Annotated in this window: 1 rRNA gene; it reads right to left on the reverse strand. The window is 49.2% G+C overall.

Features of this window, described 5'->3' with window-relative positions:
• Positions 1-1,527, reverse strand: a 23S ribosomal RNA gene (locus ACIONG_RS30495); the annotation flags it as partial.

A 1,527-nucleotide genomic window follows, 5' to 3' on the forward strand; every position in this document is an offset into this window, starting at 1 on the left:
ACCACCTGTGTCGGTTTGGGGTACGGTTCCTGGTTACCTGAAGCTTAGAAGCTTTTCTTGGAAGCATGGCATCAACCACTTCGTCATCTAAAAGATAACTCGTCATCAGCTCTCGGCCTTAAGATCCCGGATTTACCTAAGATCTCAGCCTACCACCTTAAACTTGGACAACCAACGCCAAGCTGGCCTAGCCTTCTCCGTCCCTCCATCGCAATAACCAGAAGTACAGGAATATTAACCTGTTTTCCATCGACTACGCTTTTCAGCCTCGCCTTAGGGACCGACTAACCCTGCGTCGATTAACGTTGCGCAGGAAACCTTGGTCTTTCGGCGTGGGTGTTTTTCACACCCATTGTCGTTACTCATGTCAGCATTCGCACTTCTGATACCTCCAGCAAGCTTCTCAACTCACCTTCACAGGCTTACAGAACGCTCCTCTACCGCATCATCCGAAGATGATACCCGTAGCTTCGGTGTATGGTTTGAGCCCCGTTACATCTTCCGCGCAGGCCGACTCGACTAGTGAGCTATTACGCTTTCTTTAAAGGGTGGCTGCTTCTAAGCCAACCTCCTAGCTGTCTAAGCCTTCCCACATCGTTTCCCACTTAACCATAACTTTGGGACCTTAGCTGACGGTCTGGGTTGTTTCCCTTTTCACGACGGACGTTAGCACCCGCCGTGTGTCTCCCATGCTCGGCACTTGTAGGTATTCGGAGTTTGCATCGGTTTGGTAAGTCGGGATGACCCCCTAGCCGAAACAGTGCTCTACCCCCTACAGTGATACATGAGGCGCTACCTAAATAGCTTTCGAGGAGAACCAGCTATCTCCGAGCTTGATTAGCCTTTCACTCCGATCCACAGGTCATCCGCTAACTTTTCAACGGTAGTCGGTTCGGTCCTCCAGTTAGTGTTACCCAACCTTCAACCTGCCCATGGATAGATCGCCCGGTTTCGGGTCTATTCCCAGCGACTAGACGCCCTATTAAGACTCGCTTTCGCTACGCCTCCCCTATTCGGTTAAGCTCGCCACTGAAAATAAGTCGCTGACCCATTATACAAAAGGTACGCAGTCACAGAACAAAGTCTGCTCCCACTGCTTGTACGCATACGGTTTCAGGATCTATTTCACTCCCCTCTCCGGGGTTCTTTTCGCCTTTCCCTCACGGTACTAGTTCACTATCGGTCAGTCAGTAGTATTTAGCCTTGGAGGATGGTCCCCCCATATTCAGACAAAGTTTCTCGTGCTCCGTCCTACTCGATTTCATGACTAAGAGATTTTCGCGTACAGGGCTATCACCCACTATGGCCGCACTTTCCAGAGCGTTCCGCTAATCTCAAAGCCACTTAAGGGCTAGTCCCCGTTCGCTCGCCACTACTAAGGGAATCTCGGTTGATTTCTTTTCCTCAGGGTACTTAGATGTTTCAGTTCCCCTGGTTCGCCTCTTGCACCTATGTATTCAGTTTTAGATATCAATATTATTATTGTTTTGTTCAGTCATTGATTTATATCTGGTTTTACGTCTGTTT

The organism is Pseudomonas sp. NPDC087817, assembly GCF_044742875.1.
Classification (GTDB): domain Bacteria; phylum Pseudomonadota; class Gammaproteobacteria; order Pseudomonadales; family Pseudomonadaceae; genus Aquipseudomonas.